The organism is Halomonas sp. Y3 (genome assembly GCF_024137965.1).
GTDB classification, from domain to species: domain Bacteria; phylum Pseudomonadota; class Gammaproteobacteria; order Pseudomonadales; family Halomonadaceae; genus Halomonas; species Halomonas mongoliensis.
The window spans coordinates 1610593-1636927 of sequence record NZ_CP099975.1 but is presented as its reverse complement, the minus strand read 5'-3'; the positions used below and the strand labels follow the sequence as shown (position 1 = coordinate 1636927).

The 26335-nt window shown below is 69.7% G+C and carries 25 protein-coding genes; 13 read left to right on the top strand and 12 right to left on the bottom strand.

Annotated features, from left to right (window positions below):
- Nucleotides 1–24: 24 nt before the first annotated feature.
- The 4 genes from rlmH to NHL60_RS07810 all read right to left on the bottom strand — a co-directional run bounded on the left by rlmH (nt 25) and on the right by NHL60_RS07810 (nt 2944).
- The gene (gene rlmH, locus NHL60_RS07825) at nt 25–492 is read right to left on the bottom strand and encodes a 23S rRNA (pseudouridine(1915)-N(3))-methyltransferase RlmH (protein WP_253451101.1); all 468 of its coding nucleotides are present in this window, start codon (nt 490–492) and stop codon (nt 25–27) included.
- The gene (rsfS, locus tag NHL60_RS07820) at nt 489–854 is read right to left on the bottom strand and encodes a ribosome silencing factor (RefSeq protein WP_253451098.1); all 366 of its coding nucleotides are present in this window, start codon (nt 852–854) and stop codon (nt 489–491) included. The genes rlmH and rsfS overlap by 4 nt, the downstream gene beginning before the upstream one ends.
- Nucleotides 855–959: 105 nt before the next feature.
- Nucleotides 960–1586, bottom strand: a complete 627-nt coding sequence (gene nadD / locus NHL60_RS07815; protein ID WP_253452070.1) for a nicotinate-nucleotide adenylyltransferase — start codon at nt 1584–1586, stop codon at nt 960–962.
- Nucleotides 1587–1651: 65 nt separating this feature from the next.
- Entirely contained in the window at nt 1652–2944 is a 1293-nt protein-coding gene (locus NHL60_RS07810) for a glutamate-5-semialdehyde dehydrogenase (protein WP_253451095.1), read from the bottom strand.
- A 105-nt stretch (nt 2945–3049) separates the two neighbouring features.
- Here NHL60_RS07810 and NHL60_RS07805 point away from each other — a divergent pair, with 105 nt between their 5' ends.
- The 3 genes from NHL60_RS07805 to NHL60_RS07795 are packed head-to-tail and all read left to right on the top strand — an operon-like array spanning nt 3050 to nt 6244.
- Nucleotides 3050–3892 carry a hypothetical protein gene (locus NHL60_RS07805; protein ID WP_253451092.1) on the top strand — a complete coding sequence of 281 codons (843 nt, stop codon included), beginning with the start codon at nt 3050–3052 and terminating at the stop codon, nt 3890–3892.
- Complete coding sequence (locus NHL60_RS07800) at nt 3885–4811, top strand: diguanylate cyclase (RefSeq protein WP_253451089.1); 927 nt, start codon at nt 3885–3887, stop codon at nt 4809–4811. Before NHL60_RS07805 ends, NHL60_RS07800 begins: the two co-directional genes overlap by 8 nt.
- 23 nt (nt 4812–4834) lie before the next feature.
- Nucleotides 4835–6244: a bifunctional DedA family/phosphatase PAP2 family protein gene (locus tag NHL60_RS07795; protein ID WP_253451086.1), complete on the top strand. Its 1410-nt coding sequence runs from the start codon at nt 4835–4837 to the stop codon at nt 6242–6244.
- On the opposite strand, the gene NHL60_RS07790 is transcribed toward NHL60_RS07795, so the two are convergent.
- Nucleotides 6241–6870, bottom strand: coding sequence for a flavin prenyltransferase UbiX (locus NHL60_RS07790; protein WP_253451083.1), 630 nt, complete (start codon nt 6868–6870; stop codon nt 6241–6243). The two genes, NHL60_RS07795 and NHL60_RS07790, sit on opposite strands and share 4 nt — an antisense overlap.
- Nucleotides 6863–8245: a UDP-N-acetylmuramate:L-alanyl-gamma-D-glutamyl-meso-diaminopimelate ligase gene (gene mpl / locus NHL60_RS07785; RefSeq protein WP_253451080.1), complete on the bottom strand. Its 1383-nt coding sequence runs from the start codon at nt 8243–8245 to the stop codon at nt 6863–6865. Before mpl ends, NHL60_RS07790 begins: the two co-directional genes overlap by 8 nt.
- Nucleotides 8246–8697: 452 nt before the next feature.
- Here mpl and NHL60_RS07780 point away from each other — a divergent pair, with 452 nt between their 5' ends.
- Complete coding sequence (locus tag NHL60_RS07780) at nt 8698–9954, top strand: 6-phosphofructokinase (protein WP_253451075.1); 1257 nt, start codon at nt 8698–8700, stop codon at nt 9952–9954.
- Between the two features lie 83 nt (nt 9955–10037).
- Here the strand turns inward: NHL60_RS07780 and NHL60_RS07775 are convergent, their stop codons facing one another.
- Nucleotides 10038–11765, bottom strand: coding sequence for a bifunctional protein-serine/threonine kinase/phosphatase (locus tag NHL60_RS07775; RefSeq protein ID WP_253451071.1), 1728 nt, complete (start codon nt 11763–11765; stop codon nt 10038–10040).
- A 237-nt stretch (nt 11766–12002) separates the two neighbouring features.
- Between NHL60_RS07775 and ppa the strand changes: the two genes are divergently transcribed.
- On the top strand, nt 12003–12533 hold the full coding sequence (gene ppa / locus NHL60_RS07770; RefSeq protein WP_253451068.1) for an inorganic diphosphatase: 531 nt from the start codon (nt 12003–12005) through the stop codon (nt 12531–12533).
- A gap of 103 nt (nt 12534–12636) precedes the next feature.
- Here the strand turns inward: ppa and NHL60_RS07765 are convergent, their stop codons facing one another.
- Nucleotides 12637–13806 carry a DUF2333 family protein gene (locus NHL60_RS07765; protein WP_253451064.1) on the bottom strand — a complete coding sequence of 390 codons (1170 nt, stop codon included), beginning with the start codon at nt 13804–13806 and terminating at the stop codon, nt 12637–12639.
- A gap of 209 nt (nt 13807–14015) precedes the next feature.
- Between NHL60_RS07765 and dsbD the strand changes: the two genes are divergently transcribed.
- From dsbD to purH, 7 genes are all read left to right on the top strand, one after another.
- A complete protein-coding gene (dsbD, locus tag NHL60_RS07760) occupies nt 14016–15881 on the top strand; it encodes a protein-disulfide reductase DsbD (protein WP_253451061.1) in 1866 nt (621 codons plus the stop codon).
- A gap of 257 nt (nt 15882–16138) precedes the next feature.
- Nucleotides 16139–16600 carry an acetyl-CoA carboxylase biotin carboxyl carrier protein gene (gene accB, locus NHL60_RS07755; RefSeq protein ID WP_253451058.1) on the top strand — a complete coding sequence of 154 codons (462 nt, stop codon included), beginning with the start codon at nt 16139–16141 and terminating at the stop codon, nt 16598–16600.
- Between the two features lie 43 nt (nt 16601–16643).
- On the top strand, nt 16644–17987 hold the full coding sequence (gene accC / locus NHL60_RS07750; protein WP_253451055.1) for an acetyl-CoA carboxylase biotin carboxylase subunit: 1344 nt from the start codon (nt 16644–16646) through the stop codon (nt 17985–17987).
- Between the two features lie 81 nt (nt 17988–18068).
- Entirely contained in the window at nt 18069–18983 is a 915-nt protein-coding gene (gene prmA / locus NHL60_RS07745) for a 50S ribosomal protein L11 methyltransferase (protein WP_253451052.1), read from the top strand.
- Nucleotides 18984–19058: 75 nt separating this feature from the next.
- Entirely contained in the window at nt 19059–20120 is a 1062-nt protein-coding gene (dusB, locus tag NHL60_RS07740) for a tRNA dihydrouridine synthase DusB (protein WP_253451049.1), read from the top strand.
- Nucleotides 20117–20449 (top strand): DNA-binding transcriptional regulator Fis, encoded by a 333-nt coding sequence (gene fis, locus NHL60_RS07735; RefSeq protein WP_253451046.1) that lies wholly within the window; start codon nt 20117–20119, stop codon nt 20447–20449. Before dusB ends, fis begins: the two co-directional genes overlap by 4 nt.
- Before the next feature lie 97 nt (nt 20450–20546).
- Nucleotides 20547–22127, top strand: coding sequence for a bifunctional phosphoribosylaminoimidazolecarboxamide formyltransferase/IMP cyclohydrolase (gene purH / locus NHL60_RS07730; protein ID WP_253451043.1), 1581 nt, complete (start codon nt 20547–20549; stop codon nt 22125–22127).
- Nucleotides 22128–22473: 346 nt separating this feature from the next.
- Here the strand turns inward: purH and NHL60_RS07725 are convergent, their stop codons facing one another.
- The 4 genes from NHL60_RS07725 to folE all read right to left on the bottom strand — a co-directional run bounded on the left by NHL60_RS07725 (nt 22474) and on the right by folE (nt 25475).
- Nucleotides 22474–23931, bottom strand: coding sequence for an NAD-dependent succinate-semialdehyde dehydrogenase (locus NHL60_RS07725; RefSeq protein ID WP_110069704.1), 1458 nt, complete (start codon nt 23929–23931; stop codon nt 22474–22476).
- 124 nt (nt 23932–24055) lie between these two features.
- Nucleotides 24056–24373: a hypothetical protein gene (locus NHL60_RS07720; RefSeq protein ID WP_110069703.1), complete on the bottom strand. Its 318-nt coding sequence runs from the start codon at nt 24371–24373 to the stop codon at nt 24056–24058.
- 111 nt (nt 24374–24484) lie between these two features.
- On the bottom strand, nt 24485–24892 hold the full coding sequence (folX, locus tag NHL60_RS07715) for a dihydroneopterin triphosphate 2'-epimerase (protein ID WP_253451040.1): 408 nt from the start codon (nt 24890–24892) through the stop codon (nt 24485–24487).
- A 25-nt stretch (nt 24893–24917) separates the two neighbouring features.
- Nucleotides 24918–25475 (bottom strand): GTP cyclohydrolase I FolE, encoded by a 558-nt coding sequence (gene folE, locus NHL60_RS07710; RefSeq protein WP_253451037.1) that lies wholly within the window; start codon nt 25473–25475, stop codon nt 24918–24920.
- A 250-nt stretch (nt 25476–25725) separates the two neighbouring features.
- Between folE and NHL60_RS07705 the strand changes: the two genes are divergently transcribed.
- Complete coding sequence (locus NHL60_RS07705; RefSeq protein ID WP_253451034.1) at nt 25726–26274, top strand: hypothetical protein; 549 nt, start codon at nt 25726–25728, stop codon at nt 26272–26274.
- Nucleotides 26275–26335: the final 61 nt, after the last annotated feature.

The following is a 26335-nucleotide window of genomic DNA, read 5'->3' as shown; positions in this document are numbered from 1 at the left end:
ACTCCCGGCCGCTGGGCGGCCCGGTCAGCGGTGGTAGGGGTGGCCCACCATCAGTGTCCAGGCGCGGTAGAGCTGCTCGGCAAGCAGGATCCGCACCAGCGGATGGGGCAAGGTCAGGGGCGAGAGGGACCAGCGCTGGTCGGCCGAGGCCGAGAGGCCCGCTTCCAGGCCGTCGGGGCCGCCCACCAGCAGCACCACGTCACGCCCCTCCAGGCGCCAGCCTTCGGCCTGCTCGGCCAGCTGCTCGGTGCTCCAGGGCTTGCCCCCCACCTCCAGGGCCACGACGTGCTCGTCACCGCGCAGGCGAGCGCGAATGCGCTCGGCCTCCTGGCCCATGGCCCGGGGAATATCGGCATTCTTGCCGCGCTGGCCGGGGGCGATCTCCTCCACCTCCAGGGCAAAGTCCCGCGGCAGCCGCTTGCGGTACTCCTCGACGCCCTGGGTCACCCAGGCGGGCATGCGGGTGCCCACGGCGAGCAGGCGTACCCTCATGCGCCGTGGGCCTCACCCTCGCTGCGCTCGAGGTCGCTGGGCAGGTCGGCCCAGAGGCGCTCGAGGTCATAGAGCTGACGGGTCTCCGGCAGCATGACGTGAACCACCACGTCGCCGAGGTCCACCAGCACCCAGTCGGCACCATTCTCGCCCTCCACGCCCAGTGGCTGGATGCCGGCCTCCTTGGCCTTCTGCACCACGCTTGAGGCCAGGGCGGCCACGTGCCGGGAAGAGGTGCCGCTGGCGATGATCATCTGGTCGGTCACGCTGGTCAGCTTGGAGACATCCAGCTGGGCGATGTCCTTGGCCTTGAGGTCCTCCAGGGCGTCCACCACCAGCGTCTTGAGTGCGTCGATATGCATAGGGTCTTCTGTCAGGCTGTCGTTGAACGACCATTGTACCGGGTTGACCGCCCGCTGGCAGCGCTCGTTCCCGGGCTTTTCCAGCGGGCTTGCCAAGGGAGCGGCTCAGGCGCGATAGAGGGCGTGCTCCAGCAGGTAATGCTCCACCGCTTCAGGCAGCAGGTAGCGCACGCTCCTGCCCTCGGCCAGGCGACGGCGCACCTCGGTGGCGGAGATCGCCATGCGCGACGGCAGCGAGAGGCGCAGCAGGCCGCCGGCGGGGCGCGCCATCAGCGCCTCGCCGTCGCCGACCTCCCGCCCGTCGATCAGCGCCCGGAGCTCGGCGGGCAGCGCCGCCTCGAAGTCGGGACGGTCCACCACCACCAGGTGGGCCAGGGCGAAGAGCCGCTCGGGGTCGCGCCACTCGGCCAGGCGCAGGAAGGCGTCATGCCCCAGGGCCATCACCAGGCGCGCCTCGCCGCCATACTCCCGGCGCAGGGAGGCCAGGGTATCGGCGCTCCAGGAAGGGCCCTCCCGCTGGAGCTCCCGGGGATCGGCGACCAGCCCCGGGGTGTCGCCGATACCCAGGCGCAGCAGGGCCAGGCGCTGCTCGGGTGCCACCCTGGGCTCGCCGCGCAGGGGCGGCACGCTGGCCGGCACCATGTGCACCCGGTCCAGCGCCAGGGCCTCGCGCAGCTCGACGGCGCTGCGCAGGTGGCCCAGGTGCACCGGGTCGAAGGTGCCGCCGAGCATGGCGATCCGCGCCGGACGGGGCGGATCCGCCACACCCGCCGGCAGCGGCAGGAGCGCCTCCTCACTCACTGGCGGATCTGACCATCGCCGAGGACCACGTACTTGCGGGTGGTCAGCCCCTCGAGGCCCACCGGGCCGCGGGCGTGGAGCTTGTCGGTGGAGATGCCGATCTCGGCGCCCAGGCCATACTCGAAGCCGTCCGCGAAGCGCGTGGAGGCGTTGACCATCACCGAGCTGGAGTCCACCTCGGCCATGAAGCGCCGCGCCAGGGCGTAATCCTCGGTGATGATGGCATCGGTATGGTGGGAGCCGTAGCGCTCGATATGGGTGACGGCGGCGTCGATACCCTCCACCACCCGCAGCGCCAGCACCGGGGCCAGGTATTCGGCGCCCCAGTCCTCCTCGCTGGCCGCGGCGATGCCGGGCAGCAGCGCCCGGGTGCGCTCGCAGCCGCGCAGCTCCACGCCGTGCTCGGCATAGGCCGCCGCCAGGCGCGGCAGCAGCGCCTCGGCCACCGGGGCGTCCAGCAGCAGGGTCTCCATGGTGTTGCAGGTGCCGTAGCGGTGGGTCTTGGCATTGACGGCGATGGCGAAAGCCTTGTCGAGGTCGGCGGTGGCGTCCACGTAGACGTGGCAGACGCCGTCCAGATGCTTGATCACCGGCACCCGGGCCTCCCGGGAGATGCGCTCGATCAGCGACTTGCCGCCGCGGGGAATGATCACATCCACGTACTCGGGCATGGCGATCAGCCGACCCACGGCGGCGCGGTCGGTAGTGGCGACCACCTGGACCGCCGCCTCGGGCAGGCCGGCATCGAGCAGGCCGGCACGAATGCAGGCGGCGATGGCGGCGTTGGAGTCCCGCGCCTCGCTGCCGCCGCGCAGGATGGCGGCGTTGCCGGACTTGAGGCAGAGGCTGGCCGCCTCCAGGGTGACGTTGGGGCGCGACTCGTAGATGATGCCGATCACGCCCAGCGGCACGCGCATCTGGCCCACCTGGATACCGCTCGGCCGATAGCGCAGGCTGTCGATCTCACCGACCGGGTCCGGCAGTGCGGCGACCTGCTCGAGTCCCTCGAGCATGGCGTCGAAGCGACCGGGCGTCAGCTCGAGGCGGTCGAGCAGCGCCGCATCGAGGCCGCCGTCGCGGCCCCGGGCCAGGTCGCGGGCATTGGCCGCCAGCACCTCGTCCCGGGCCGCCTCGAGGCGCTTCGCCATGGCCAGCAGCGCGGCATTCTTGGGGCCGGTGGGGGTGCGACGCATCACGGTGGCGGCGGCGCGAGCCGCTTCGCCCAGGCGCTCCATGTAGGCTTCGACGTCGCGGATCGCCTCGTCGGAGGAAGTGACTTGTGCTGACATGCCGAAAGGGGTCTCCTGTGGGCGTGGCCAGATGGCCCGGCCACGGCGTTATACTGACGCGGCACCCGGCCACGCTATCCGCAAAGGGAGTCATAGTAAGCCACCATGCAGAGCAAGTACAAAGTCGGCCTGCTGCGCCTGAACCTGCTGCTCGCGGCCCTGCTGTCGGCGCTGATGGCCCCGGCCTCGACCAGCCTTACCGAGGCCCTGCTGCTGTGGCTGGCCGCAGGGTGGCTCGCCGTCTCCGCCCTGCTGGTGGAGTTCAGCCACCGGCGTCCGGTCCTGGTGCCCTGGCAGCTGCTGCCCAGCCTGCTGCTCACCGCCCTGCTGTTTACCGCTCCGGAACGCTTCCCCCTCTGGCTGTGGGCCTGGGCGGCGCTGGTGATGCTCCCCCAACCGGCCTGGATGTCGGGGCTCAACCTGCTGCTGGCTGCCCTCAGCTGGGGCTGGCTGGCCCAGGACATGCCGCCGCCGCTGGCGCTGCTTTCCGGCATCCTGCTCGGCGCCCTGCTCCTGCTCGGCCTGCTGCGCTCCCGGGACCTGGCGCCGCTGCGGGGCGCGGCCAGGCAGCGAGTTCACCTGGTGCCAGGCATGCGCCTCTGGCCCCGGGCCCAGCTAGGCCGCGACCTGGCCCGGGAGCGGGCCCGGGCACAGCGGGACGGCGTTCACGGCGAGCTGCTGCTGCTGCGCACCGGGCGGCGGCGCTTCTGGCCCCAGGCTCAGCGGCTCTGCGAACTGACCCGGCGCTTCGAGCCCTGCTACCGGCTGGACAGCCGCACCCTGGCAGCCCTGCTGCTCTCGCCCGACGCCGAGCAGGCCGAACGGCGCCGGGCCGAGCTGCTCGCCCGGCTGGGGCCCGTCAAACGCCTGCGGACCACGCCGCTCTCCCTGGTCGTGTCGGTGAGCGAGGAGTGCCGCGCCCTGGAGCGGGAGGCCGGCCATGGCTGATAGCTCCCTCACCCGCACCCATGCCCTGCTCTATGCGCTCACCGCCCTGCTGCTGCTCGGCCAGGCGGGCTGGCACTACCTGACCGGCGAGTATGGCCGCATACTGCTGCCGGCCATGCTGACGCCGGTGGTACTCACCGCCGCCCTGATGCGACTGGGCCAGCCCGAGACCGCGCGGCTCTCGGCCTACCTGGTCCTGGTGACCGGCTATCTGCTGGTGGCCATGGAGCTGCCGGGCCCCTCCTCGCTGCCTCCCTTCTGGCTGGGCCTGCCCCCGGTGCTGACCCTGCTGCTGCTGCCGCTGGGATCGGCCATGCTGCTCAATCTCACCCTGACCCCGGTCTGGCTGCTGCTGGCCGAAGCCTGGCTGACTCCCGACCTGGCGCTGGGCTACCTGGCCCTGGTGGTGGTCGCCGGCCTGGCGCCCTGGGAGATCCTGCACCAGCGCGCACTGCTCCAGGCCACCGACCCCATGGATGAGGAGTGCGACGCCATGCGCCCCAGCGCCATGCATGACCGCCTGCACAGCGAGTGCGAGCGCGCCGCCCTGCTGGACCAGCGCCTGGCGGTGCTGCTGATTCACCTGCCCCAGCTGGAGATGGCCAGGGAGCAGTTCGGCAGCGGCGCGCACCGAGCCCTGCTCAAGGCGCTCTGCGACACCGCGGCGCGCTGCAGCCGCGACCATGACCTGCTCGGTCGCGAGGGCCCCGCCGATTTCTGGCTGCTGCTCCCCGACACCAGCGAGAGCGGCGCCCTGCTGGTGCGCCAGCGCCTGGAGGAAGCGCTGGCGCGTCGAATCCTGCTGGATACCGGCCAGCTGGAGGCGCGCCTGACCGTCTGCTGCCTGCGCCAGGGGGAGGAGGCCGATGCCTTCCTCCAGCGCCTCCAGGCCACGACCCAACGCAACGCCACATCCTGACCGCCCTCGACACGGAGTCCCCCTTGAACCTTGCCGATGCCCTCTATCAGCTGACGCCCTCGCCTACGCTCCTGCTGCTGATCATCGCCGCCATCGCCCTGGTGGAGTCGCTGGCGCTGATCGGCCTGCTGGTGCCCGGCGTGGTGCTGATCACCGCGGCCGCCTCACTGGCCGGCCACCAGGAGCTGGCGCTGCCGGCCATCATGCTGGCGGCCTTCGTCGGCGCCGTGGTCGGCGACTGGATCAGCTTCTGGCTCGGCTATACCCAGCACGCCCGAGTGACCCGGCTCTGGCCGCTGTCGCGCCACCCCGAGTGGATCGCCCGGGGGGCACGCTTCTTCCAGCGCTACGGCACCCTGTCGGTGTTCTTCGGCCGCTTCGTCGGCCCTGTACGCCCAGTGGTGCCGCTGATCGCCGGCATGCTCAGGATGTCGCCCCGGGCCTTCTCCTGGGCCAACCTCGCCTCGGCGCTGCTCTGGGCGCCCGCCTATGTGCTCCCCGGCTACCTGCTGGGACGCACCTGGCAGCAGCTCTTCGACGTGCCGCCGGAAATGCAGGCGGCCCTGGTCGCCCTGGCCATCCTGCTGGTGGCCCTGGCGGTGGTGTTCTCCTGGCTGCGCCAGCAGGTCAGCCGCAGCGGGCGACTCTATCGGCTGCTGGCCCTGGGTGCCCGCCGCCACCCGGTGATGCGGCGCCTGTGGCTGGCCGGCAGCGCCACCGGGCGCGGCGAGCTGCCCCTGGCCAGCTGGCTGCTGCTGGTGCTGGCCCTGGGCGGCGTCTCGGGATGGACCCTGCTGGTCATGCAGCAAGGCGCCAGCGGCCCGCTGCCCATGGACGCCACCCTGCACGACCTCTTCGCCTCCCTGACCGCCCCCTGGCTGCAGGCCCTGGGGCAGGCCCTGGCCCGGGTGGGAGACACCTATGGCGTGGTGGCCCTGGTGCTCCCCTGGGGGGTCTGGCTGCTGTGGCGGAGGCGCCTGGATGCCTTCCTGCATATCGGCGGCGGGCTTGGCCTGATTGCCCTGCTCAACACCTGGGGCAAGGCCTTCTTCGACCGCCCCCGCCCCGGCACGCCTGACTACCTGACCGGCTCCATGGCCTACCCCAGCGCCCACAGCTCCACCGCCGTGGTGCTGGCCGGGCTCGCCGCGGCCTTCATCGCCCGGGAGCTGCCCCATCACCAGCGCCACTGGGTCTACTGGGGCGCCATTCTCTTCGCCGTGCCCATGGCGCTGTCGCGGCTGGTGATCGGCGTGCACTGGTTCAGCGACCTGGTGGGAGGCGCCCTGCTGGGGCTGGTGGTCTGCGCCCTGGTGCAGCTGGCCTGGCAGGCCAGGCCGCGGGCACCGCTGGCCCCCTGCCCGGCCTGGTGGCTCGGCGGCGCCTCCCTCGTGCTGGTCGCCGCCCGCATCGCCTGGCTGCCGCCGATCTAGGGCTCTCCCCAGCGGGGCATCAGGCGATGCTCGATACCGAGCTGGTTGAGGATGCGGGCGACGATGAAGTCGACCAGGTCGTCGATGGTGGCGGGCTGGTGATAGAAGCCCGGGGCCGCGGGCAGCATTACCGCGCCCAGCCGGGTCAAGTTCAGCATGTGCTCCAGATGGATGGCCGAGAGCGGCGTCTCGCGCAGCACCATCACCAGCTGGCGGCGCTCCTTGAGGGCCACGTCGGCGGCGCGCTCGATGAGGTTGTTGCTGGCCCCGGTGGCCACCGCCGAGAGGGTGCCGGTGGAGCAGGGACAGATCACCATGGACGAGGGCGCCCCCGAGCCCGAGGCCACCGGCGCCATCCACTCCTCGCGACCGAAGCAGCGAATCTGCCCGGGGCGCGCGCCGCTGCGCTGGGCCAGCGCCTCGGCGAGCCGCTCGGGGCGCGCCGGCAGGTCGACGTCGGTCTCGGTGGCGATCACCAGATGAGCCGCCTTGGAGATCATCACCCACACCTCGCGCTCGGCGGCCACCAGGGCCTCGATCAGGCGCAGACCGTACTGGGCCCCGGAGGCGCCGGTGAGCGCCACCGTGACCGGGGGACCGAACGCCTGTGCTGCTAGATCACTCACCATGCGCCTCCTTCAGGGCAGCCAAGAGCTTGTCGTGAATGCCGCCAAAGCCGCCGTTGGACATCACCACGATACGATCATAGGGGCGCGCCTCGGCCACCAGGGCCGCCACCAGGGCCTCCAGCGCCTGCTCCAGGCGAGCCGGCACCGGACTGGCGGCCCTGACCGGCTCGAGGGACCAGTCGAGGCCCGGGGGCTGGTACCAGAAGGCCAGATCGGCACAGGCGACGCTCTCGGCCAGGCGCTCGCGCAGGGTGCCCAGGCGCATGGTGTTGGAGCGCGGCTCGATCACCGCCAGCAGGCGGCCCCGGGCGGTGGCGGCGCGCAGCCCGGCCAGGGTCGCGGCGATGGCGGTGGGGTGGTGGGCAAAGTCGTCGATCACCTGGATGCCGGCCACCTCGCCGCGCAGCTCCTGGCGCCGCCGGGGGGTCTCGAAGCGCGACAGCGCCGCCGCCCCCCGGGCGAGATCCACCCCGCAGGCGTGGGCGGCGGCCAGGGCCGCCAGGGCGTTGCGGGCGTTGTAGGCCCCGGTCAGGGGCCAGTCCACCACGGCGTCCTCGTCGACGTTCCCCTCCTGGTGGATCACCCGGAAGCGGGAGGCGTCCTCGCGCTCGAGCTCGAGGCGCCAGGGGCTCTCTGCCGCCTCGCCGAAGCGCACCGTCGGCGTCCAGGCCCCCAGGGCCAGCACCCGCTCGAGGGCCGGCTCGCCGTCGGCCACCAGCAGGCGTCCGCGCCCCGGTACGGTGCGCACCAGGTGGTGGAACTGCCGCTCGATGGCGGCCAGATCTTCGAAGATGTCCGCGTGATCGAACTCGAGGTTGCCGAGGATGGCGATCTCGGGGCGGTAGTGAACGAACTTGGAGCGCTTGTCGAAGAAGGCGGTGTCGTACTCGTCGGCCTCCACCACGAAGGGGGCGTCCGGCGCCCCGAGCCGGGCGGAGACGCCGAAATTGCGCGGCACGCCGCCGATCAGAAAGCCCGGCGCGAGCCCCGCGGACTCCAGCAGCCAGGCGACGAGACTCGCCGTGGTGGTCTTGCCGTGGGTGCCGGCCACGGCGATCACCCGCCGCCCGGGGAGCACCTGCTCGGCCAGCCACTGGGGGCCGGAGACGTAGGGCAGGCCCAGGTCGAGCACCGCCTCCACCTCCGGGTTGCCCCGGGAGAGCGCGTTACCGATCACCACCAGGTCGGGACGGGGCTCGAGATTGGCCGGCGCATAGCCCTCGCACAGCGCGATGCCCGCCTCCTCCAGCTGGGTGCTCATGGGCGGGTAGACTCCCGCATCCGAGCCGCTGACGGTATGGCCCAGCTCCCGGGCCAGCAGCGCCAGGCTACCCATGAAGGTGCCACAGATACCGAGAATATGGACGTGCATGCGCTCTCCTGACTGCCAAGGGGTACCGCGGTCTCCCGTCGCGCTGGACCGCGACAGAAAGTGGCGAGACTAGCATGGCGCCCCGAGCCCCTCCAGCGCCCAGCCAGGGCTATCGCATTTCCCCATAGGCGTCAGCGAAAGGCGCCGGGGGCAGGTCGGAGAGGGGGTCCGAGGACCAGGGGTGAGGAGTATTACTCAGAACGGGCTGGCCAAGGATGGCCAGCACCGGTCCTGCAAGCGGAGCGGGACGCGAGAGTGCCGCAGGGCCGAGGTAGTCTACAAGGAGGTACTCGTAGCGCCCCCTCGAGGGCCTGTCGCCGGAACAGCCTTGAGCGGTAGTGCCATCTGCGACAGCTCCGGGCGCCGGGTGCAGCCTCGGCCGCTTTCGGCTAGAATCCTCCGGCCTTGAACCCCTATACCGACCAGCAGCGACCAGGAGCAGGAACAGCCCCATGGCCCATAATGCCTTTTACGCCCAGTCCGGCGGCGTCACCGCCGTGATCAATGCCAGCGCCTGCGGCGTGATCGAGGCCTGCCGCCGTCATCCGGACCAGATCGGCAAGGTCTACGCCGGCCACAACGGCATCATCGGCGCCCTCACCGAGGACCTGATCGACGTGAGTCGGGAGTCCGACGAGGCCATCGCGGCCCTGCGTCACACCCCGGGCGGCGCCTTCGGCTCCTGCCGCTACAAGCTCAAGGACATCGAGACCCACCGCGCCCAGTACGAGCGGCTGATCGAGGTGTTCCGCGCCCATGATATCCGCTACTTCTTCTACAACGGCGGCGGCGACAGCGCCGACACCTGCCTCAAGGTCTCCCAGCTCTCCGAGAAGCTCGGCTACCCGCTCACCGCCATCCACGTGCCCAAGACCGTGGACAACGACCTCCCGATCACCGACAACTCCCCGGGCTTCGGCAGCGTGGCCAAGTACATCGCCACCTCCACCCTGGAGGCTTCCCTGGACATCGCCTCCATGTGCGCCACCTCCACCAAGGTGTTCGTGCTCGAGGTGATGGGTCGCCACGCCGGCTGGATCGCCGCTGCCGGCGGACTCGCCGGCCAGGGCGAGGGCGAGCCGCCCCACCTGATCATCTTCCCCGAGGTGGCCTTCGATCGCTCCGCGGTGATGGCCCGGGTCGACGAGGCGGTCAAGAAGTACGGCTACTGCGTGATCGTGGTCTCCGAGGGCGCCCGCTACGAGGACGGCACCTTCCTCGCCGACTCCGGCAACACCGACGCCTTCGGCCACCGCCAGCTGGGCGGCGTGGCCCCGACCCTGGCCGGCATGGTCAAGCAGGACCTCGGCTACAAGTACCACTGGGCCGTGGCCGACTACCTGCAGCGCGCCGCCCGCCATCTGGCCTCTCGGACCGACGTGGAGCAGGCCTACGCCGTGGGCCAGAAGGCGGTGGAGCTGGCGGTGGCCGGCAGGAACTCCATGATGCCCGCCATCAAGCGCACCTCCGACGCCCCCTACGCCTGGACCATCGAGCCCGCGCCCCTGGCCGAGATCGCCAACCGCGAGAAGTTCATGCCCGCCGAGTACATCAGCGAGGATGGCTTCGGCATCACCGAGGCGTGCCGCCAGTACCTCTCGCCGCTGATCCAGGGCGAGGACTTCCCTCCCTTCGAGAACGGCCTGCCGAGGGTCGCCAAGCTGGCGCTTCACCGGGTCGAGCGCAAGCTGCCGGCGTTTACGCTCTGACAGGGACGAGGTGCGAGGTGCGAGGTGCGAGGTGCGAGGATCCAGGTTCCCGCGCCTCGAACCTCGCACCGGCCCGAAGGGCATCAACGCAGCAGCCAGGAGAGCACCAGCAGCAGCAGCAGGATGGCGGCGATGCCCTGCCAGAACTGACCGGAGTCGCGGAAGACCCGCGGCCCCGGGCGCTCCTCCTTGCGCACGGCGGCGAGGGGCTGACGCAGCTCGCGCAGGAACTCCGACATGCGCCGAAAGCGCAGCGAGCGCTGGGGATCCAGGGCGCGGCGCAAGGCCTCGTCCAGGGCCGGCGTCACCTCCGGGTTGCGGGTGCGCGCGCTGCGGTAGACCAGCTGCTCGAGATCCGTATGGCTGCGCAGCCGATTGGGCGTCAGCTCGTAGGGCAGCTCGCCGGTCAGCAGCCAGTAGGCCGTGGAGGCAAAGGAGTACTGGTCGCTGCGCCGCCCTACCGAATCGTCCAGGGCGTACTCCGGCGCGCTGTGCTCGGTCAGTCCCACCTGGCGCAGCAGGTCCCTGGCGTCGCCATGGCTCCCGCCGTCGCGGGTGCGGCAGGCGCTGAAGTCGGTCAGCAGCACCTGTCCGTGGGTGTCGATCAGCACGTTGCCCGGGTAGATCTTCTGGTGAAGGATGTCGCGATGGTGCAGGGCCTGGATGGCCTTGCCCAGCTGGTTGACGATGTCCAGCCGCTGCACCAGGGTCGCCTGGGGGTGGCGCCTTGCCCACTCGGTCAGGGTCTCCCCCTCCACGTAGGCCATCAGGTAGTAGAGGTAGCGACGCGGCCGGGAGGACTCCATGATCCGCACCACGAAGGGGGACTTGACCCGCTCCACCACCCACTGCTGCAGCAGGAAGTGCTCCAGGTAGACGTTGCGGTTGGAGAGCTCCGGGCTCGGCGCCTTCATCACCATCTCGCGCTCGGTCTGGATATCGCGGACCCGGTAGACCCGGGACTGGGCCGTGCGCGACAGCACCGCCTGCACTTCCAGGCCGTCGAGACGATCCCCCGGCGAGAGCTCGGGGGGAATCGGCAGGTCGCCGTAGGCGCGACCGGGGTGGTCGGGCTGCTCGTCGGGAAGCTCGTCGATGCGTACCAGCTGGAAGCAGAACTGCTCGGCGCCATAGCCCCGGGACTGGGCCCGCTGCACCGCAGCCCCGGCCAGCCGGTCGCAGGCGGCGTTGAGGTCGCTGGCATCCTGGCGGATCAGCTGCACGTACTCCGAGGGCATCAGGGTGCCGAGCACCGCCTGGGTGGTAAAGAGGAAGATATCGCCCTGCTTGATCGGGAACTGGGCGTAGTCGATATCGATGCTGTTATCCATGCCCAGGGCCCGGGAGGGGTAGCGGTAGCCGCCCAGGTCGGTGACATGGTCGCGGCTGAGCTGTTCGAACTCGGCCCCGCGCAGGCGAAATACCAGGGTATCGCCGAGGTGGAAGAGATGCGCCGTGCGCCCGCGGTAGACCATGGCGGAGAGCGAGGAGACGTAGCCGCCCTCGGCGACGCACTGGCTCTGGCTGTAGCACCAGCCGTTGAGGGCGCGCAGCACCCGGGTCGCCGAGGTCTTGACGTCCCAGTGGTCCGGGGTGGAGTAGTAGTCGGCCAGGAAGCCGCGCACGCTGAGATCGCCGGCCTGCTTGGCCATGGAGTTGCGGCGGATCGAGTCGCTGATCACCGCACAGGCGCCCTTGGCGTTGAGCTGCCCCAGGTCCGGGTAGCGCACCGACATGGAGCTGCGATGGTGGCGGCGCTCCGGGGCCACATAGGCCTGACCGTAACTCAAGGACAGCTGCGCAGATCCCAAGAGGCATCTCCTTACCCGCAAGGTGGATCTTCCCTGGGGCCTCACGCCGACCTCTCGCCAGCCGGCGGACCCCGCCGGCGCCCATGATACACGTCTGTGCCGCCCGCGTGGTGTCAACCAAAGCCGCAGCGGCCCGTCACCTATGTCGCATTGGTAATCGCCGCCCCCGCTCCGTATAATTTCGCGGATTTTCGCTCAGCGATACACCAGGCTGATTTCCAACCCAAGGAAGCGACGATGAACTTCGATAACATCCCCGCCGGCAAGGACCTCCCCAACGACGTCTACGTGGCGATCGAGATCCCCGCGCATAGCGCACCGATCAAGTACGAGATCGACAAGGACATGGGCGCGCTGCTGGTCGACCGCTTCATGGCAACGCCGATGTTCTACCCGGCCAACTACGGCTTCATCCCCCACACCCTGGCCGACGACGGCGATGCCCTGGACGCCCTGGTGGTGACCCCCGTCCCCGTGCAGGCCGGCAGCGTCATCCGCGCGCGCCCGGTGGGCGTGCTCAACATGACCGATGAGGCCGGCGAGGACGCCAAGCTGGTCTGCGTACCCCACCCCAAGCTCTCCAGCCTCTATGACGACGTCCAGGAGGTGACCGACCTGCCCGAGCTGCTGCGCCAGCAGATCGCCCACTTCTTCGAGAACTACAAGGATCTCGAGAAGGGCAAGTGGGTGAAGGTGGAGTCCTGGGAAGGCGCCGAGGCCGCCCGCAAGGCCATCGAGAAGGCCGCCGCCGCCTACGCCAAGGCCTGAGAGTACCCCTCTCACTTCGCTGTCGGCGCCAGCCGCCAGACCCAGCAGGGCCGCCCATCCGGGCGGCCCTGCTGCATTCAGGCGTGGGCCCAGGCGGGCCGGCCTAGGCCTCCGGGGCAGCCAGCGCCTCGGGGGGCGGCTCGACGACCTCCTCCTCGAGGCGCTCCACCGCCTCCACCGGCGGCTCGACGGGCTCGGACGGCTCCACCGAGTCCTCGAGCAGCGCCTCGCCGGGCTGCGTCTCGGTGATCTCTGCCGGCGCCGCCAGGGCCGCCGGCGGCTCGGCCAGCCGCTCGGCCAGCGACGCCGCCAGATCCCGGGCGCGGGTCATATGCAGCGCCATGACCAGGGAGTGGTTGGCGAAGACGCCGAAGCCGGAGCCGTTGAGCACCACCGGGCTCCACAGGCGCCGCTGGGTCATCTCCAGCTCGGCCAGCAGGCGCTCCCACTCGCCGCGCACGCCCGCCTCGTCCAGCACGTCGGCCTGGTCACGCTGCACGCCCTCCAGCAGCTGCGCCAGGGCCCAGCCGCTGCCCCGGGCCTCGAAGAAGATATTGTCGACCCGGTACCAGGGCGTGGGCGGCGGCAGCGACTCGGTATCCACGGCCAGTTCGGTCAGCGCCTCATGCCCCCCGACGCTGGCCGCCAGGCGCAGGGCCAGGTCATCGAGCCCCTCGGCCACCGACGCCAGCCAGCTGCCGAGGCCGGCGCCGGGCGGAAAGCCCGCCTCCGGGTCATCCAGGGCGGCCAGCTTGCGATCCAGGGCGGCCACCGCCTCCTCCAGGCGCTGCTCGGTGGAGGGGTAGAGCCAGTCGCGATCATCGCCCAGCAGCGCCTCCCGCGCCTCGACGAGCGCCGCCGAGTCGCCGCCGGCCATCTGCGGCAGGGCCAGGGCAAGGCGCCGCGACTCCTCCAGCACGCCGAGCTCCCAGCTGGGCATATTGTCGAGCCAGATCCCCGGCGGGGCGATATCGTTGCGCAGGTAGCCGCCGGGCTTCTCCAGCAGGGTGGCCACGCTCTGGGCCAGGGTCGCCACGCTCACCGTCCCTCTGGCGCCGGGCGCATAGGCCGCCTCGCCGCGGCGCTCCAAGGTCGCCTGCTCCACGTCGAAGGCGGCTGGCGGCTGGCTCCACCAGACCCCCAGTGCGATGGTGACCAGCAGGTAGAGCCCCGCCAGCGCCAGCAGCGGCTTCCAGATCCAGCCATAGCGGGGGCGCTCCAGCGCCTCCTCCTTCCTGCGGCGCCGGGCGGCGCGCCAGCTTTTCCAGGCCATGTCGTGATAATCCCTGTCTAATGAAGGTAGGCCCGCGCGATGCGACAATGGGGCGCAGACGACGCAGGACTCGGCACGCTGACTGCCGCGTGCTTCTGCGCTATCCTAGCACCACTGCGAACTCCAGCGCCCCGGCCGCGCTCGCGGGGAACCGCGCCGCCGGCCATGGGTCTCTAGTCCGAGCTCGCCCCGACACCCGCAGGATAAGGATGCCCCACTTGATCGCCAGACGCCTCGCCCCGCTGCTCCTGATGATGCTGCTGCCCCTGGCCGCTCAGGCGCAGTGGTTCTCCTCCTCCAGCTCCCAGCAGTTCCTGCCCGTGCTGGAGGCCTTCCAGCCCGACGCCTGGCACGACGGCGAGACGCTCTACGTGGGCGTGGAGGTCACGCCCGAGCACTACCTCTACCGTCATCAGTTCGCGGTGGCGTCCGAGGCGGTGGCCCTGGGCGAGCCGCAGATCCCCCAGGGCGAGTTCACCAGCGACGAGTTCATGGGCGACGTCTACGTCTTCCGCGACACCATGGTCATCGAGGTGCCCCTTGAGGAGGGGGCCAGCGGCGTCTTCCCGCTGACCTTCACCTTCCAGGGCTGCGCCGACGCCGGCCTCTGCTATCCGCCGGAGTGGGTCGCTCTGGAGGCGCCGGAGCGCGCCGCCCCGGCGGCCTTCGCCGCCCTGGCGGGCGGCAACGGCAGCGCCCCGGGCGGCGGAGACAGCGCCAGCCCAGGCGAGGATGCCGCCGGCGCCGCCCCTGCCGCACCCCAGAGCGATGACGGGCGCTTCCAGCGGCTGATGGCCGATGCCAGCCTGCCGCTGGCCCTGGGGCTCTTCTTCCTGGCCGGCCTGGGGCTGACCTTCACCCCCTGCGTGCTGCCCATGGTGCCGATCCTCTCCTCGATCATCGTCGGCCAGAACCCCGGGCGCCCCCGGGCCTTCGTGCTCTCCGCCAGCTACGTGGCCGGCATGGCGCTCACCTATGCCGCCGTGGGGGTGCTGATGGGGCTCTTCGGCGCCGGCCTCAACCTCCAGGCGCGGCTGCAGTCCGCCCCGGTACTGATCACCTTCGCGCTGCTCTTCGCCCTCTTCGCCCTGGCCATGTTCGGCGCCTTCGAGCTGCGCACCTCGCCTCGGCTCTCCGGACGCATCGACGCCTGGCAGGCCCGCGCCCAGCAAAGCGGCCCCGCCGGGCTGGCCCTCGCCGGCGCGCTGTCGGTGCTGGTGGTCTCCCCCTGCGTCTCCGCCCCCCTGGCCGGTGCCCTGGTATTCATCTCCACCACCGGCGACGCCATGATGGGCGGCGCAGCGCTGCTCGCCCTGGGGCTCGGCATGGGGGTACCGCTGCTGCTGGTGGGCACCTTCGGCACCACCCTGCTGCCGCGCAGCGGCGCCTGGATGAACGGCGTCAAGATCGCCTTCGGCATCCTGCTGCTGGGCGTGGCCATCTGGCTGGTGGAGCGCCTGCTGCCCTCGGCGGTGGCACTGCTGCTGTGGGCGGGCCTGGCCATCGGCAGCGCCCTGGCGCTGGGTGCCATGTCGGTCAACCTGCCCCAGGGCTGGCCCCGGGTGCGCCAGGCCGCCGGCCTGCTGCTGATGGCCTGGGGCCTGGCCCTGGTGCTGGGCGCCGCCAGCGGCGCCCATGACCCGCTGCGCCCCCTGGCCACCCTGGGCGGTGGCGGCGGCGCGGCGGCGGTGGAGCCCGCCGAGGTCACCACCGTGACGGGCCTCGACGACCTGCAGCGGGCGCTCGCCTCGGTGAACGACGGCCGCCCGACCTTCGTGCACTTCACCGCCGACTGGTGCATCTCCTGCAAGCAGATGGAGCGACAGGTCTACCCCGACCCCAGGGTCGCCGAATCGCTCTCCGCCTTCGCCCGCATCGACGTCGACGTGACGAACTCCGGCAGCGCTACCCGGGAGCTCCTCGACCACTACGGCCTGTTCGGCCCCCCCAGCCTGCTCTTCTTCCAGGGCGAGGAGGAGATCCGCGAGGCGCGTATCCAGGGCGAGATGCGCGCCCCCGGGCTCGCCTCGCACCTGGAGGGTGTGCTGGGCTGGCTGGAGAGCCAGCAGGGCTGATATCGCCGCCGCCTGCCGGGCGGCGAGTCGTCGCGAACGTCGTCAAACGGCCGTTTAAACCCCCGCTTCTCACGGCATTCTCCGCACCACTGGACATCCCTACTGATTTTCGGCAAACTCCGGCGTCATCCCCTTTTTCAAGGCCAATAGCGCGGTAAGAGTCGTCATCTTGCCGCGATCTCTGGCAAGTTGGCTCGGGTTGACAGCGCCGCCGAGCCGACCCACATTCACTGCACCCAAGCGATCGGGACAACGTCATGGATATCCGCAAGGTCAAGAAGCTGATCGAGCTGCTCGAAGAGTCCAACATCAGCGAAATCGAGATCCAGGAGGGTGAGGAGTCGGTCCGCATCAGCCGTCACCCCAACGGCGTCAGCTGGCAGGCCCCCATGCCCCAGGGCTATGCCGCTCCGCAGCAGCCGGCCCCCCAGGCGCCGGCGGCCCCTGCCCCGGCCGAGCCCGCCGCCGAAGAGCCGGGCTTCCAGGGCCATGCCGTGACCTCCCCCATGGTAGGCACCTTCTACCGCAGCCCGGCCCCGGGCTCCAAGCCCTTCGTGGAAGTGGGCTCCAGCGTCAAGAAGGGTGACACCATCTGCATCGTCGAGGCGATGAAGATGATGAACCAGATCGAAGCCGACCGCGACGGCGTGGTCGAGGCGATCCTGGTCGAGGACGGCGAGCCGGTGGAATTCGACCAGCCGATGCTCGTGATCGGCTGAGCGCCCCGCGTCTCTTCATTCACCTGACACTGGCGGATTCATCATGCTGGACAAGGTACTTATCGCCAACCGCGGCGAGATCGCCCTGCGCATCCTGCGCGCCTGCAAGGAGCTGGGCATCAAGACGGTGGCGGTTCACTCCAAGGCCGACCGCGAGCTGATGCACGTGCGCCTGGCCGACGAGGCCGTCTGCATCGGCCCGGCTCCCTCGGCCCAGTCCTACCTGAATATCCCGGCGCTGATCAGCGCCGCGGAAGTCACCGATTCCAGCGCCATCCACCCCGGCTACGGCTTTCTCTCCGAGAACGCCAACTTCGCCGAGCAGGTCGAGCGCTCGGGCTTCGCCTTTATCGGCCCGCGAGCCGAGACCATTCGCCTGATGGGCGACAAGGTCAGCGCTATCGAGTCGATGAAGAAGGCCGGCGTGCCCACGGTACCCGGCTCCGACGGCCCGCTGCCCGAGGATGACGAGGGCGAGATCGTCGCCATCGCCAAGCGCATCGGCTACCCGGTGATCATCAAGGCCGCCGCCGGCGGCGGCGGGCGCGGCATGCGTGTGGTACACACCGAGGCGCACCTGCTCTCCGCGGTCAACGTCACCCGCACCGAGGCCCACTCGGCCTTCGGCGACGGCACCGTCTATATGGAGAAGTTCCTCGAGAACCCCCGCCACGTCGAGGTTCAGGTGCTGGCCGACGGCCAGGGCAACGCCATCCACCTCTATGACCGCGACTGCTCCCTGCAGCGCCGCCATCAGAAGGTGATCGAGGAGGCCCCGGCCCCGGGCATCGACGAGACCGCCCGCGCCGAGGTGCTCGAGGCGTGTCGCCAGGCCTGCCTCACCATCGGCTACCGCGGCGCCGGCACCTTCGAGTTCCTCTACGAGGACGGCCAGTTCTTCTTCATCGAGATGAACACCCGCGTGCAGGTGGAGCATCCGGTCACCGAGATGGTCACCGGCGTGGACATCGTCAAGGAGCAGCTGCGCATCGCCTCCGGCCTGCCGCTCTCCCTGCGCCAGGAGGACGTGGTGCTCTCCGGTCACGCCTTCGAGTGCCGGATCAACGCCGAGGACGCCCGCACCTTCCTGCCCTCCCCCGGCAAGGTCACCCTCTACCACCCGCCGGGCGGCCTGGGCGTGCGCATGGATTCCCATGTCTATACCGGCTATACGGTGCCGCCCCACTACGATTCGCTGATCGGCAAGCTGATCACCTGGGGCGCCGATCGCGAGGTCGCGCTGACCCGCATGCGAGTCGCCCTGGACGAGCTGCTGGTGGAAGGCATCAAGACCAATACCGACCTGCACAAGGACCTGGTGCGCGACGGCTACTTCCAGCAGGGTGGTGTCAATATCCACTACCTGGAGAAGAAGCTGGGGCTGTGACGCGCCCCGGTGACTTCCGCGGGGCGGCTTCGGCTGCCCCGCTTGCGTTGCCCCCTCCCTCCCACATCACGGAACACCGCCATGCCCTGGCTGCAACTCAAGGCCCATATCGCCCCGGAACAGGCCGAGACTCTCGAGGAGCTGCTGCTCGCCGAGGGTGCCACCGCCATCACCCTGCAGGATGCCCACGACGACCCGGTGTTCGAGCCCGAGCGCGGCAGCACGCCACTCTGGAACGAGACGGTACTCACCGGCCTCTACGACGACCTGGAGGGGGTCGATGCCATGCTTGAGCGGGTTCGCCAGGCCTGGGCCAGCGTGGTGCCGGAAGAGCCCTGCCCCGAGATCGAGACGGAGCTGCTCGCCGACCGCGATTGGGAGCGAGAGTGGATGGAGGACTTCAAGCCCATGCAGATGGGCCAGCGGCTGTGGATCGTGCCTAGCTGGCACGAGCCGCCGGAGCCCGGTGCGGTCAACCTGCACCTGGACCCGGGGCTCGCCTTCGGCACCGGCACCCACCCCACCACCGCTCTCTGCCTGGCCTGGCTCGACGGCCTGGCGGTGACCGAGGCCCTCGACGGCCAGCGGGTGCTCGACGTGGGCACCGGCTCCGGGATACTGGCCATCGCCGCGCTCAGGCTCGGCGCGGCCAGCGCCATCGGCACCGATATCGACCCCCAGGCGCTCACCGCGAGCCGCGACAACGCCGAGCGCAACGCCATCGAGGAGGCCCGCCTCCGCCTCTGCTACCCCGAGCAGCTCGACGACGACGAGTCCTTCCCCATCGTGGTGGCCAATATCCTCGCCGGCCCCCTGGTGGAGCTGGCGCCGATGATCGCCGGCCATGTCGCCCCTGGCGGTCGCCTGGCGCTCTCCGGCATCCTCGCCAACCAGGCCGAGGAGGTGCTCGACGCCTATCGCGCCCAGGGGCTCATCATGGAGGAGCCGGTGGTCAGCGAAGGATGGGTGCGGCTGACGGGGCGGCGTCCGCGCTAGACGCGACCCTCCAGCACTTCACCCCATCCGGCTGGGGGCGTATGATATGCCCCCCTTGCTCCTAGCCTGCTGCCCATGTCCGATACCACCTCATCCCTTCCCCGCATCGGTACCCACGCCCTCACCAGCCGGGTGATCCTGGCGCCCATGGCCGGCGTGACCGATCGCCCCTTCCGGCAGCTCTGCCGGCGGCTGGGCGCCGGGCTGGTGGTGGGCGAGATGGTGACCTCGGACCCCAGCCTCTGGCATACCCGCAAGTCGCGGCTGCGCATGGACCACCGGGGCGAGCCCGGCCCCCGTGCCGTGCAGATCGCCGGCGGCGACGCCGAGATGCTCGCCGAGGCGGCACGCCGCAACGCCGAGATGGGCGCCGAGATCATCGACATCAACATGGGCTGCCCCGCCAAGAAGGTGTGCAACAAGGCGGCCGGCTCGGCGCTACTGCGCGACGAGGCCCTGGTGGCCGAGATCCTCGAGGCGGTGGTCGCCGCGGTGGAGGTGCCGGTGACGCTCAAGATCCGCACCGGCTGGTGCGCCGAGAGCAACAACGGCGTGCGCGTGGCCCGCCTGGCCGAGGCCGCCGGCATCCAGGCACTCGCCGTGCACGGACGCCATCGCCAGCAGCGCTACACCGGCCAGGCCGAGTACGACACCATCGCCGAGATCAAGGCGGCGGTGGGCATTCCCGTCTTTGCCAACGGCGATATCGACTCGGCCGAGAAGGCCGCCGCCGTCCTGGACTATACTGGTGCGGATGCCGTCATGGTGGGCCGCGGCGCCCAGGGCAACCCCTGGATCTTTCGCGAGATCGATCACTACCTGCGCCACGGGGAGCGCCTGGCACCCTCGGACGACGAGGAGCGCACGGCCGTGCTGCAGGGCCATCTGACGGCGCTGCATGATTTTTACGGCCACTACATGGGGGTGCGCATCGCGCGCAAGCATGTCGGCTGGTATCTGGCCGCCGACCGCCGCCTGGCCCCCGAGGCGCAGCGCCGGCTCAAGGGCACCTTCAACGGCCTCGAATGCGTTGATGCCCAGCATCGCTTCATTGACGAATACTTTCGCCACCTCCGTGGCGCGGCCAGCGAGCCGCGAGGCACGGGCGTGGCGTCGAAAGGAACACGTGCCGCATGACCAGCCAAGCCTTTCCCCCCAACCCCGAGCTCGCCGGCCATCGCCAGGAGCTCGCCGGGCTGGACGGTGAGCACCAACCGGCCCTCGACGAATCCGCCGGCCAGCGCCCCCTGCGCGAGGCCGTGGACCTCGCCATGCGCCGTTACTTCGCCCACCTGGACGGTGGCGAGGTGACCGGCCTCTACGCCATGGTGATGGCCGAGGTGGAGGCGCCGCTGCTGGCCGCCGTGCTCGACCACACCCAGGGCAACCAGACCCGCGCCGCCGAGATGCTCGGCCTGAACCGCGGCACCCTGCGCAAGAAACTCAAGCAGTACGACCTGATCTGATCCGATTCGAGAAGGGAGCCCCAGGGCTCCCTTCGGCATGTCCTGCCCATGCCGACCCGGCTTCTTCCGTCCCACCCGTCAGCAGAGAGTGACCCCCATGGCCCAAGCCTCTCCCACCCCGGTTCGCCGGGCCCTGATCAGCGTTTCCGACAAGACCGGCATCGTGGATTTCGCCCGTGGACTCAGCGAGCGCGGCGTCGAGCTGCTCTCCACCGGCGGCACCTTCCGCCTGCTTCAGGAGAGCGGCATCGCCGTCACCGAGGTCTCCGAGCACACCGGCTTCCCGGAGATCATGGACGGCCGCGTCAAGACCCTGCATCCGAAGATCCACGGCGGCATCCTCGGCCGCCGCGGCCAGGACGACGGCGTGATGGCCGAGCACGACATCGCTCCCATCGACATGGTGGTGGTCAACCTCTACCCCTTCGCCCAGACCGTGGCGAAGCCGGACTGCACCCTGGAAGACGCCATCGAGAACATCGATATCGGCGGTCCCACCATGGTGCGCGCCTGCGCCAAGAACCACGCCCACACCACCATCGTGGTGGACGCCGGCGACTACGCCCGGGTACTGGCCGAGATCGCCTCCCAGGACGGCGCCGTGAGTGACGCCACCCGTTTCGACCTGGCCGTGAAGGCCTTCGAGCACACCGCCGGCTACGACGCCGCCATCGCCGACTACCTGGGCCAGCTCGCCCCCGGCGGCGAGGCGGGCTTCCCGCGCACCTACAACCTGCAGTTCGTCAAGAAGCAGGCGATGCGCTACGGCGAGAACCCGCACCAGAATGCGGCCTTCTACGTCGAGGCCGATGCCCGCGAGCCGAGCGTGGCCACCGCCACCCAGCTGCAGGGCAAGGCGCTCTCCTTCAACAACGTGGCCGATACCGACGCCGCCTTCGAGTGCGTCAAGGCCTTCACCGAGACCGCCTGCGTGATCGTCAAGCACGCCAACCCCTGCGGCGTGGCGGTGGGCGCCACGGCGCTCGAGGCCTACGACAAGGCCTTCGCCACCGACCCCACCAGCGCCTTCGGCGGCATCATCGCCTTCAACGTGCCGCTGGACGCCGACACCGCCCGGGCCATCATCGACCGCCAGTTCGTGGAGGTGATCATCGCCCCCGGGGTCGCCCCCGAGGCCGTCGAGATCGTCGCCGCGAAGCAGAACGTGCGCCTGCTCGACGTGGGGGCCAGCTGGCCCGGCCAGCGCGAGCACGCCCATGACGTCAAGCGCGTCACCGGCGGCCTGCTGGTCCAGGATCGCGACCTCGGCATGGTCAGCCGCGACGAGCTCACCGTGGTCACCGAGCGGGTGCCCACCGAGCAGGAGCTGCGCGACCTGGCCTTCGCCTGGAAGGTGGCCAAGTACGTCAAGTCCAACGCCATCGTCTACGCCAAGGACGGCCAGACCATCGGCGTGGGCGCCGGCCAGATGAGCCGCGTCTACTCGGCGAAGATCGCCGGCATCAAGGCCGCCGACGAGGGGCTCTCGGTGCCCGGCTCGGTGATGGCCAGTGATGCCTTCTTCCCCTTCCGGGACGGCATCGACGCCGCCGCCGCCGCCGGCATCGCCGCGGTGATCCAGCCCGGCGGCTCCATGCGCGACCAGGAGGTGATCGACGCCGCCAACGAGGCGGGTATCGCCATGGTCTTCACCGGCATGCGCCACTTCCGCCATTAAGGTGGGGAAAACGCTGGATCTCGACCATGCGTCGTTGAAAGTCGGCTCGTGCGCGAGTCCGATCAAGATGCTCATTTGCAACAGCAAACTCCGCTCTTTCGCCGACTTTCGCCTAGCCTGGCCATCGCCCAGCCGTTTTCTCAAGCAGCTCAGATAAGAAAACCCCATCGGTCATGACCGATGGGGTTTTCGCTTTATGCTTGTCTACCTCGCGAAACGGTGCGAGCGAAGGTCAGACAAGGCGAAAACTGGCGAAGAACGGACGGGGCTCGCCTTCGAGCTTACGTCCGTAAGTGAGCATTCTGAGCCAGTTTTCAACGCCGTATGACCGAGCGCAGCCCGTTTGTTACCCAAGATCCATGCAGAGGTACTTGGTCTCCAGGAACTCCTCCAGCCCCTGGTGGCCGCCCTCGCGGCCGAGGCCCGAGGCCTTGACCCCGCCGAAGGGGGCGGCGGCGTTGGAGATCAGCCCGGTATTGATGCCCACCATGCCGTACTCCAGGGCGTCGGCGACGCGCCAGACGCGGCCCAGGTCCCGGGAGTAGAAGTAGGCGGCGAGGCCATACTCGGTGTCGTTGGCCATCTCCACGGCGGTCTCCTCGTCGTCGAAGGGGAAGACCGCGGCCAGGGGCCCGAAGGTCTCCTCCTTGGCCACCTTCATGCGCTCGTTGGCGAAGCTGATCAGGGTCGGGGTGAAGAAGTTGCCCCCCAGGGGGTGGGGATGGCCGCCCATCAGCAGCTCGGCGCCCTTGTCCACGGCGTCCTGGATGTGCTCGCTCACCTTGGCCACCGCCTTGTCATCGATCAGCGGGCCGATATTGATCCCCGCCTCGGTGCCGTCCCCCACCCTGAGCTCGCTGTGCATGGCCACGGCCAGCTTCTCGCAGAAGGCGTTGACCACGCTGGACTGCACCAGGAAGCGGTTGGTGCAGACGCAGGTCTGGCCGGCGTTGCGGAACTTGGCGGCCATGGCCCCCTCCACGGCGGCATCCAGGTCGGCATCCTCGAAGACGATGAAGGGCGCATTGCCGCCCAGCTCCAGGGAGATCTTCTGGACATGCCGAGCCGCCTTGGCCATCAGCTCGCGGCCCACCTCGGTGGAGCCGGTGAAGGTGATCTTGCGCACCAGGGGCGACTCGGTCATGGCCGCGGCGATCTCGCCGGCGCGCCCCGGTACCACGTTGAAGACGCCGCGGGGAACGCCGGCGCGCTCGGCCAGAAGGGCCAGAGCGGTGGCCGAGAAGGGGGTCTGGCTGGCCGGCTTGATGACGATGGTGCAGCCAGCGGCCAGCGCCGCCCCCGCCTTGCGGGTGATCATCGCCGAGGGGAAGTTCCAGGGCGTGATGGCGCCCACCACGCCCACCGGCTGCTTGGTGACCAGGATGCGCTGGTTGGCCTTGGCGGCGGGAATGGTCTCGCCGTAGACGCGCCGCGCCTCCTCGGCGAACCAGCGCAGGAAGCTCGCCGCATAGGCGATCTCGCCGGCGGCCTCCTTGAGCGGCTTGCCCTGCTCGAAGGTCATGATCATGGCCAGGTCGTCCTGGTGCTCGAGCATCAGGTCGTGCCACTTCATCAGGATGTCGGCACGCTCCTGGGCGGTCAGCCCCTTCCAGGCCGGCAGGGCGGCATGGGCGGCGTCGATGGCGCGCTCGGTCTCGGCACGCCCCAGGCGCGGCACATCCCCCATGGGCTGGCCGGTGGCCGGATTGACCACCTGGATCTGTTCACCGCTGTCGGCGGCGACCCAGCTGCCGTCGATATAGGCAAAGGGGCAGTAGAGCTGCGTTTCCTTGAGGGCTTCCATGGAGATCTCCTGGGCACGGGGCAGTGTTGTAGTGGACGGGGCATGGCGGCCGGATTTGCCATCTAGGATAAGGGAGCCGGGCTCTCCGGCGCCACGCCCGTGAAAGGCTTGATGACGAGCTCGCTCAACGCTCGGTGGCGTTCTGCTCCGGGACCATGAACTCGGCGGGCGGCGCCGATGGCGTCGGCTCGACCAGAGCGGTCAGGACCGCCAGCACCAGCACCAGGGCGATGGCCAGCCAGCAGAAGGCGCGGCCGATATAGCGCTCCGGCTCGCGGCGGATCTGGCGCAGGCCCAGCAGCGCCAGCACGGCGGCGGCCAGGTTCAGCGGCACGAAACCGCCCTGCAGCAGCAGGGCCAGCAGCGCCGTGACGATGGCGCTCATGGCCAGGGGGGAGTAGCGCCTGCGGGCGGGGCGCGGGGAATCGCTGTCGGTGTTCAAGGTCACTCCTGTTCGATCGACCGCCTCGGGGAGGTCCCATCCTAAGGGCAAAGGCCCCGGCGCTCAAAGCGACAGGGCCTTCAGGAGGGCTTTCGGCAAACGGACGGGGCGCTAGCCGCGACGGGGCTCCCGGGTGGCGGAGAGCGTGATGGATACCGAATCGGCGAAGCGCAGGGCGTGGGGCTTGTCGATCTCCACCTGGGCGGTAAGCACCTGCTCGTGAGACATGATCAGGTCGAGCACTTCCCGGGTCATGCGCTCCAGCAGCAGGAAGCGGTTCTCCTCCACGTGGGCGATCACCTCCTTGGTGATGGTGCGGTAGTTGAGCGCCTGCTCGATATGGTTGAAGGCCACCGCCTTGTCGGCCCGGTAGCGAATCACCGCGTTGATCACCACGTCTTGGCGGTTCTGGATCTCCTCCTCCTTGATGCCGATATAGGTACGCAGCCGGAGGTTCTTGATCCGAATGGTGGCCAGGTCGTGGTCGAAGTGCTGGTCGTCGATGGCATGCATCGGCATGGCCGTTCTCCTTGGCGGTTGAGCCTCAGCGTCCGTTGACCAGGGTCAGGAACTCCTGGCGGGTCGAGATATTGTCGCGGAAGGCGCCCAGCATCACCGAGGAGGTCATGCTGGAGTTCTGCTTCTCCACGCCGCGCATCATCATGCAGAGGTGCTTGGCCTCTACCACCACCGCCACGCCGCGGGCATTGGTGACCTGCAGCACCGCTTCGGCGATCTGACGGGTCAGGTTCTCCTGGATCTGCATGCGCCGGGCGTACATGTCCACGATGCGCGCAAACTTGGAGAGTCCCAGCACCTTGCCGCTGGGCAGGTAGGCGATATGGCACTTGCCGATAAAGGGCAGCAGGTGGTGCTCGCACATGGAGTAGAGCTCGATATCCTTGACCAGTACCATCTCGTCGGTCTCGGACTCGAAGACAGCGCCGTTGACGATCTCCTCCAGCGACTGCAGATAGCCGCGGTTGAGAAACTGCATCGCCTTGGCCGCCCGCTTGGGCGTATCGCGCAGGCCCTCGCGCTCGGGGTCCTCCCCCAGCGCCTGGAGGATCTGCCGGTAGTGGTTGGCGATTTCTTCGGTCATCGTCGGGCCCGTCCTGTTCATCGTCTCGTCGTGTATATCCCACACTCATGTACAGAAGATATACACGAAAAAAATATTGTACAAGTCAATTCATCGTGAATCCCGTATTCTAGCCTACCCGGCTCCGCCAGGCAGGCGCCGTGCGTGACATCCTGCCGCACCCGGGACCAAGCGCGCATGGGAGCCACCTTCCGCGCTGTGCTAGAATCATGGCTCTCATGCTGTGCACGACCCTTTTCGAGAGCCCGACATGTTAAAGACCCCCGTGACTCTGCTGCTGGCCACCCTGCTGGCGCCTTCTCTGGTGCTGGCCGCCACCCTGGAACTTCCCGCCGATGCCAACCTCGAGGTGCAGGTGATCGACACCCTGGTGCTGGACCAGGAGACGCCGCGCCGCGACGATATCCTGCTGCGCCCGGCGGCCAACGGCCAGGGCACGCACCAGCTCCCCGACCACTGCGTCATGGTGGGCGACGCCCGCCTGGAAGGCGACCGGGTGCGCATCACCACCAGCTCGGTCACCTGCATCGCCACCGACGGCGGCGACAGCGAGATCTACAGCGGCGAGATGTCTGCCGCCGGCTATGGCGCCGACGGCAGCTTCGGCATCCCTGCCTGCCAGGACGGCCGCTGCGAGCTGACCCCGGAGCAGACCTTCGAGCTGCGCCTGGCCAGCGGCCTGAGCATCGAGGAGCAGGAGAACCCCTCCGAGCAGATCAATATCCAGCGCCGCCAGGCCAACGGTGCCGGCGTCGCCAACCCGATCCCCGCCGAGCGCCCGAACCCGGACCAGCAGTAGGCCCGACGCCAAGGTCCCAACGCGAAACGCACCCTCTCGAGGGTGCGTTTCGCGTTTGCGG